Annotated in this window: 8 protein-coding genes; 6 read left to right on the top strand and 2 right to left on the bottom strand. The window is 43.9% G+C overall.

The genetic code is table 11. The annotated features are described in order from the left end of the window. Window positions 1–42: 42 nt before the first annotated feature. Window positions 43–1,047 carry a photosynthesis system II assembly factor Ycf48 gene (locus CDG77_RS32545; protein ID WP_094333330.1) on the bottom strand — a complete coding sequence of 335 codons (1,005 nt, stop codon included), beginning with the start codon at window positions 1,045–1,047 and terminating at the stop codon, window positions 43–45. A gap of 101 nt (window positions 1,048–1,148) precedes the next feature. Then, complete coding sequence (locus CDG77_RS32540; RefSeq protein ID WP_094333329.1) at window positions 1,149–1,484, bottom strand: rubredoxin; 336 nt, start codon at window positions 1,482–1,484, stop codon at window positions 1,149–1,151. 341 nt (window positions 1,485–1,825) lie between these two features. Here CDG77_RS32540 and ndhC point away from each other — a divergent pair, with 341 nt between their 5' ends. The 6 genes from ndhC to CDG77_RS32510 all read left to right on the top strand — a co-directional run bounded on the left by ndhC (window position 1,826) and on the right by CDG77_RS32510 (window position 7,022). Further along, window positions 1,826–2,188: a photosynthetic/respiratory NAD(P)H-quinone oxidoreductase subunit C gene (gene ndhC, locus CDG77_RS32535; protein WP_094333328.1), complete on the top strand. Its 363-nt coding sequence runs from the start codon at window positions 1,826–1,828 to the stop codon at window positions 2,186–2,188. Beyond that, window positions 2,179–2,916, top strand: coding sequence for a photosynthetic/respiratory NAD(P)H-quinone oxidoreductase subunit K (gene ndhK / locus CDG77_RS32530; protein WP_094333327.1), 738 nt, complete (start codon window positions 2,179–2,181; stop codon window positions 2,914–2,916). Before ndhC ends, ndhK begins: the two co-directional genes overlap by 10 nt. Next, window positions 2,909–3,439, top strand: coding sequence for an NAD(P)H-quinone oxidoreductase subunit J (locus tag CDG77_RS32525; protein WP_094333326.1), 531 nt, complete (start codon window positions 2,909–2,911; stop codon window positions 3,437–3,439). Before ndhK ends, CDG77_RS32525 begins: the two co-directional genes overlap by 8 nt. A 19-nt stretch (window positions 3,440–3,458) precedes the next feature. Next, entirely contained in the window at window positions 3,459–3,584 is a 126-nt protein-coding gene (locus tag CDG77_RS38775; RefSeq protein WP_258169492.1) for a hypothetical protein, read from the top strand. A 315-nt stretch (window positions 3,585–3,899) separates the two neighbouring features. Then, window positions 3,900–4,229, top strand: a complete 330-nt coding sequence (locus CDG77_RS32515) for a hypothetical protein (protein WP_094333324.1) — start codon at window positions 3,900–3,902, stop codon at window positions 4,227–4,229. 273 nt (window positions 4,230–4,502) lie between these two features. Continuing rightward, a complete protein-coding gene (locus CDG77_RS32510) occupies window positions 4,503–7,022 on the top strand; it encodes a two-partner secretion domain-containing protein (protein WP_317615948.1) in 2,520 nt (839 codons plus the stop codon). The last annotated feature ends 190 nt before the right edge of the window (window positions 7,023–7,212 follow it).

The following is a 7,212-nucleotide window of genomic DNA, read 5'->3' as shown; positions in this document are numbered from 1 at the left end:
ATCTCCAATACCTAATACCTAATACCCAATCCCCAGTCCTCATTAAGCTGCTTCAGGGTTTGGGAGATATTTGAGCAAAACACCGCGATCGCCAATTATAAATCCCCGTTCTGGCTCTAAGAACACAATCTTGTACAAATTAGCAGCAACTTCTTCTACCTCACGGTCTTTTTCCCAGGTTTGGCCACCGTCACCACTCCGTAGCAAATTACCGCTACCGCCACCGATCCAAATTTCATCAGGTGTACGATATGCCAAATCCAGTAAACCCCAACTGGTGGATAACTCTGGATATTTTGCCTTTTGCCATTCTTCAGGTTTAGTGGGGTCGCTAAACTGAATTTGACCTCCTCTAGCTAGCAACCACAATTGCCCATTGTCACCAAAGCCCATGTTTTCTACTCGCCGAGAACTGTTGCGGTTATGGGGAACCCAAGCATCTTGTCCCGGTTCCCAAGTCGAGTAGAAACTACCCTTAGCCGAAACCGCTACATATTTACCATCAGCAGAACGTTCTATATTACGCACTACACCGACTGCTGATTCCACCTGCGCTTTCCAGTTTTTGCCGCCGTCTGTGGTCTTATATATGGCTCCCACATCAGTAGCCATTTCAGCTGTATTGTCTGCTAGTGCCTTAATTGCGATCGGGCTACCTGGTAGCTTTTCGCTCAGGGGAATACGCGACCAAGAAGCACCTTCATCGCTAGTATGCAGTAATAATCCTGGTTCTCCGGCAATCCAGCCTTCTTTACCTGTAAAACTTACTGAGTCAAAGCGATACTTCTGATCGTCCAGTTGCAGAATTATTGGTTTCCAGGTATTACCACTGTCATTGGTTTCTAATAGGGTGGCATTGCTACCTACTAAGTAGCCATGCTCAGGGTTATTAGTAAAAGCAATATCCAATAGATTCGAGTCTGTTGGCACAGAAATGATTTTCCAGGGATTGTAGCTAACAGAGGGGATTTTGCTACAACCTATGCACATGACGACTACTATGAATAAGGCAGCTATTCGTTGCCAGCTTTTTACAATTGAATGCATCAGTATTTCTTAGTTGTTTCTAAATTTTTGTAGAAGTCGTCAGTCAGGATGCTAGGCAATCCTGGGTTTTTCATTTGGAATTTTTAATTGCTTAACGGCTGTCACTGTAAGCCGTAGAGACTGATAAAAAACAAGAAGCCGAGAGCCAAAGCACCAAAAATTAGGATATTCTTTTGGGTTGGCGTTAGGTTGTTGACACCCAAACCGTAACCGAGATTTTCTTTGAAGCCGGATGCAGTACCCGCCGGGCCGATGTTGGCAAAAGCGGTTTTTTTAGCACTACAAACTGGACAGCGCCAACTTACGGGCAGGTCTGCAAAGACTGTCCCAGAAGGAATATCATCTTTGTCGTCTCCCTTTTCGGGTTCGTAAACATAACCGCAGGCGCGACACTCGTAGCGGTCTAACACTGGAGTCTCAACAGCTGGTTCGCTCATGGCTAGGGCCTCGCAGAGGAGAATTCTTAAATATACGTTAAAAATTATGACATAATTGTTAGGCTTTTCTATCACTATCAAAAGCTAATTAAATACTTGAAGTGTATCTGTTTCCCAGATTTCAGAAAAACCAAACAGATATAATGTAAAAGAAAGTAACGTAATTGAAGGGATTGGGGACTAGGGATTGAGGATTGGGAATTAAAAATCAATAATTTCGTATTAGAGATCAGGGATTGTCAATTCAGAAGAATTTCCCAGTCCCAGTCCCCAATCCCCAATCGCCAGTCCCCAATCCCCAGTCACTACTTAAAATACTCCATAAGCGGTAGATACTCATTGTGTTTGTCCTCAGCGGTTACGAGTACCTTCTAGGCTTCTTCATTATCTGTAGCCTAGTACCTGCCTTAGCGCTCTCAGCTTCCAAGCTCCTACGACCCAGTGGTTACAGCCCAGAACGTCGCACCACTTATGAATCTGGCATGGAACCCATCGGGGGAGCCTGGATTCAGTTCAACATCCGCTACTACATGTTTGCTCTGGTCTTCGTCGTCTTTGATGTGGAGACTGTTTTCTTGTATCCTTGGGCGGTAGCTTTCCACCGTTTGGGGCTATTAGCATTTATTGAAGCGCTAGTCTTTATTGCAATTCTTGTAGTCGCTTTAGTTTACGCATGGCGTAAAGGAGCTTTGGAATGGTCTTGAATTCTAACTTAACAACCCAGGACAAAGAACGAATCATCAACCCCATTGAGCGTACTAATGTCACTCAAGACCTTTCAGAAAACGTCATTTTGACGACGGTTGATGACCTCTACGACTGGGCGCGGCTTTCTAGTCTGTGGCCGTTACTGTTTGGTACGGCTTGCTGCTTTATTGAGTTTGCAGCTTTAATTGGTTCCCGATTTGACTTTGACCGTTTTGGACTAATTCCCCGTTCTAGCCCCCGCCAAGCCGATTTAATTATTACAGCAGGGACTATTACGATGAAGATGGCTCCCCAATTGGTGCGTCTTTATGAACAGATGCCAGAACCGAAGTATGTAATTGCAATGGGTGCTTGCACAATTACTGGCGGGATGTTCAGCGTTGATTCCCCTACAGCCGTGCGCGGAGTCGATAAACTGATTCCTGTAGATGTGTACTTGCCTGGTTGTCCTCCCCGTCCAGAAGCAATTATCGACGCAATCATTAAGCTGCGAAAGAAAATCTCCAATGAGTCGATGCAAGAGCGGGATAAAATTAAGCAAACTCACCGCTACTACAGCACGACTCATAACCTGAAGCCAGTAGAGGAAATCTTAACTGGTAAGTATTTGCAGTCAGAAACTCGCTATGCACCACCGAAGGAATTGGCGGAAGCGATCGGTATGCCAATACCACCTGCACTGCTGACAGAAAAGGCGCAAAAGGAGGAACAAACCCGTGGCTGAAGAAGAATCTAAACCAGTACCAGTAGCCAAAGAAGAGGCATTGGTACAAGCGGGTAAAATTTCCCAATGGTTGACGGAAAATGGTTTTGACCATGAGTTTTTAGCACCAGATAAAAATGGTGTAGAGATAATTAAGGTGGCGGCAGATTTCTTGCTTCCCACCGCTACAGCCCTTTATGCTTACGGGTTTAATTATCTCCAGTTTCAAGGTGGCGTTGACCTTGGGCCAGGACAGGAATTGGTAAGTGTGTATCACTTGAATAAAGTCGCTGATAATAGCGATCGCCCCGAAGAAGTCCGAGTTAAGGTGTTCTTACCACGAGAAAACCCCGTAGTGCCTTCTGTGTACTGGATTTGGAAAACCGCAGATTGGCAAGAGCGCGAGTCTTACGATATGTACGGCATTATCTACGAAGGACACCCAAATCTCAAGCGGATTTTGATGCCGGAAGATTGGGTGGGTTGGCCTTTACGGAAGGATTACATCTCGCCTGATTTCTACGAGTTGCAAGACGCTTATTAAAGAATCCTGAGTTTCAGCAGTGATTAACCCCTTTCCGGTGGCGGAGAGGGGTAGTTTTTTTTGCGATCGCTTCTTTGTAATAACCTTCAGACAAGCGATCGCTCCGCCTCTTGTACTCGACTCATCTGTGGGTGCATTGGCGTAACCAGGCGTTTGCGTAGCATCTCGTAGAGAAAGTATCGCTTCTTCCTCAGGTCAGTAGCCAGATTCATCAATGCTTTAAGGAAATCCGGCAAAAATATATGAAGCTTTGTTACGCAATGCGTAATTATAACTAGCCAAGCTGAAGTCATAATTATCGGAGTTTGCAAGAGCTTTAGAAATTTAATGCTTTCGCGCCACTCTAGATTCTGTATCCTTGATTCGTTGATTGCCAAATTGTACTAATCAAACTCACGTTAATTTAGTACATCACAAAATAAGTTTATACATTTACCAGTCTGCAAGAAGAGCAAAATTTATGGAATCTCCAATAGTACAGTCAACAGTCATAGACGATCGCACATTACAGGAGTTAAAAAACGAAATTAAGCAGGAAATGCAAAATATAGTGAGTAACTCTAACTTGAGAAACGTACTCGAAAAATACGGTATACCAGCACAAGATGTTCTTAAACTTGAGTGTACACTCGACCTAAATCAACTTCAATCTAATGACGTTGGTGTACATGAGCAAACCAAGAGCTTTTTGCAAGCATTTCCAGACCTAAAATTGCATAAATTGTGCATGGTATTGCGTAAGCCTTGCCCGTATGACAATAATCCTGATGGTTGCTGGTCAGACTGTTAAGGGATCGATCGGGGGCAACGCATTGTGTCAATAAAAACATCAAAATCTTAACAAGTTTACCAATATCCTATTAATCCCTACTTATTGATAAAGATTTAGGGATAGAAGCTTTGCAATTGCAACTTGCCCATCGGACGAGATAAACCTCTTATCAAGTCTATACTAGCGATCGGGGAAATCTGAATTGCAAAGCTGGTAACTTTTATTTTCCTAGCTTGCCCCACATTTTTTCTTATTTCATATCCGGTGTAAATTGATTAAGGTGCAAATTCTATGATGTATCAGAGCCGAAGCGGTTGGTACTGGAAATTAAAGCTAGTGAGTGTTTTGGCATTTACTGGAGCAATTACTTTTTCTGGAAGATGTGCTTTGTCTCAAATTACACCGGATAGCACCTTGGGATCTGAAAATTCAGTTGTTACACCCAAACCGCTCGGTAGCATCCCTACTGACCAGATCGATGGTGGGGCGACTCGCGGTACGAACCTTTTCCACAGCTTTGAACAGTTTTCTGTTCGCACTGGAAGCGCAGCTTATTTCAATAACGCCGCAAATATTGAGAACATTATTACCCGCGTAACAGGTAAATCTATTTCAAATATTGATGGAATCCTTAAAGCTAATAATCAAGCTAATCTGTTTTTGATTAATCCTAACGGGATTATTTTTGGGCCCAATGCTTCCTTAAACATCAATGGTTCATTTGTAGCAAGTACAGCGAGTAGTCTGAACTTTGCTAATGGTACTAAATTTAGTGCCACAGATCCCAAAACCATACCTCTGCTAACAGTAAGTGTTCCCACTGGTTTACAATTCGGAGCAAATGCGGGTTTCATCCGCAATGAATCCCAAGCTAGTCCAAATCAAGCAACCAATCGCTTAAAAGCTCCCGTTGGTCTACAAGTGCAGCCAGGTAAAACCTTGGCACTTGTAGGCGGTGATATAACCTTGGCGGGTGGAAATTTAACGGCAAAAGGGGGACGAATTGAGCTAGGAAGCGTTGCTGGCAATAGTCTAGTCGGTCTTAATCCAACAAATCAAGGTTGGGTCTTAGGTTATGAAGGTGTTGAGAATTTTCAGAACATTCAACTAATACAGCGAACTGCTAACGGATCTAGAAAGCCATCTCAGGTAGATGTTAGTGGTGAAGGTAGTGGCGATATCCAAGTACAGGGTAGGCGCATTCTGTTAAATGGTTTTTCACAGATTTTAGCTAATACCTTGGGTTCCCAATCGGGAGGAAATTTAACGCTCACTAGCTCAGAGTCCGTGGAATTAATTGGTCCTGGTACACCGTTGACGGCTGTGACTTTTGGTGCAGGAGACGCTGGAGACTTAACGATTACAACAGGGAAGTTGATTGTCAGGAATGGAGCGCAAGTGCGAAATGGAGCGCAAGTCGGAAATGGAGCGCAAGTCGGAAATGGACTACAAGGCTTGGGTTCAGGAGGAAAATTGACCGTAAACGCCTCAGATTCTGTAGACTTGATCGGTGGTTTCTCCTTTGGGAGTAATTTTTTCTTCAGTGGATTGTTTAGTGCAACTTCCGATGTTGGAAATGCTGACGATCTAACGATCAACACTGGGAAGTTACGTATCCAGGGTGGCGCAAGAGTAACAACAGAGTCTTCAGGAACGTTATCATCATCAGATCCTAACAAATATTTCCCAGCTACAGGAAAAGGAGGAAATTTGACTGTAAATGCCTCCAAATCTGTAGAAATAACTGGAATTTCACCTAATGGTACTACACCCAGCGGCTTGTTTGCTTTGACTAACGGCTCTGGGGATGCAGGGAAAGTGACAATAAATACAAATACATTAATTATCCGGGATGGGGCTACAATAACTGTGAGTAGCGAACTTCCAGAACTTTCACAGGGTGTAATCTATCAGGGGAATGTAAGCAATCTAGGAGTAGCAGGCGAACTAAATGTAAATGCTCGGTCTATATTTTTAGACAATAAAGGAATACTCACATCTAATAGTGAATCAGGTAAGGGCGGAAATATTTCGCTACAGGTGCGGGACTTATTACTGATGCTCCGTAATAGTCAAATATCCACTAATGCAGGGGGTGATGGAGATGGCGGCAACATCACCATCAAAGTACCTAATGGCTTCCTTGTCGCCACTCCCTTCGGAAATAACGATATAACCGCCAATGCCTTCTCTGGCTCTGGTGGTAAAATTGCAATCACCACTAAAAACATCTTTGGTTTTGTGCCCCGCACCCGTGCAGACGTAGAGAGACTTGACCCAACAGGTGAAATCAACCCAAAGAACCTGCGAACAAGTGACATCACAGCGTTTTCTCAGCAAAACCCTTTATTAAATGGCACAGTCCAAATCAACTCACCAGATGCTGACCCCAGCAAAGGATTAGTGGAATTGCCTGAAAATCTAGTTGATGCTTCCCAGCAAATTGCTGCTGGTTGTGGTTCTGGTGGAAAAATAGCCAGTAGTTCATTTATTACCACTGGGCGTGGAGGACTAGTAGCCGATCCCACCCAGCCATTGATAGCTGATGATGCGGTGCTGGTAGATTGGATAGCACTACAGCCAGAGAGTAAAAATCGTGTTGGCGGTATTCAGAAAAGAGCGGTTCTTCAGGCGCAGCGAAACACAGAAGAAAAATCACAGAAGGTTGATTCTGTCAACGAACCTACTCAAATTGTAGAAGCCCAAGGATGGGTTACAGATGCCAATGGTAATGTGGTTTTAGTTGCTCAAGTTCCCACTGCATCGCCTCATAACTCCTCGCTTACAGCTACATCTTGCGCTGCTCATTAGAATTTGAGATAAGTTAAATAGTCTCTGAATTAACCTTCAATTCCCGTAACCTTGCAGTAATTGCGATCGCAATTACTGTCCCGAACTTGTGATTTCATTGCCAGTAGCCTTATTTGAACCACCCCACCGCAAGGCGGATGGGGATTCCTGACATCTCGTGATGACAGTGGGACATTCAAGTATCCCTCTA

The organism is Nostoc sp. 'Peltigera membranacea cyanobiont' 213 (genome assembly GCF_002245975.1).
In the GTDB taxonomy this organism is placed as follows: Bacteria; Cyanobacteriota; Cyanobacteriia; order Cyanobacteriales; family Nostocaceae; genus Nostoc.
Note: the sequence above shows the minus strand (reverse complement) of the source record. Positions and strands in the feature narration are given on the sequence as shown.

Coding starts and splice junctions, on each gene's coding strand:
- CDG77_RS32545 (WP_094333330.1), bottom strand. CDS start 1,047: ATGCATTCAATTGTAAAAAGCTGGCAACGAATAGCTGCCTTATTCATA.
- CDG77_RS32540 (WP_094333329.1), bottom strand. CDS start 1,484: ATGAGCGAACCAGCTGTTGAGACTCCAGTGTTAGACCGCTACGAGTGT.
- ndhK (WP_094333327.1), top strand. CDS start 2,179: ATGGTCTTGAATTCTAACTTAACAACCCAGGACAAAGAACGAATCATC.
- CDG77_RS32515 (WP_094333324.1), top strand. CDS start 3,900: ATGGAATCTCCAATAGTACAGTCAACAGTCATAGACGATCGCACATTA.
- CDG77_RS32510 (WP_317615948.1), top strand. CDS start 4,503: ATGATGTATCAGAGCCGAAGCGGTTGGTACTGGAAATTAAAGCTAGTG.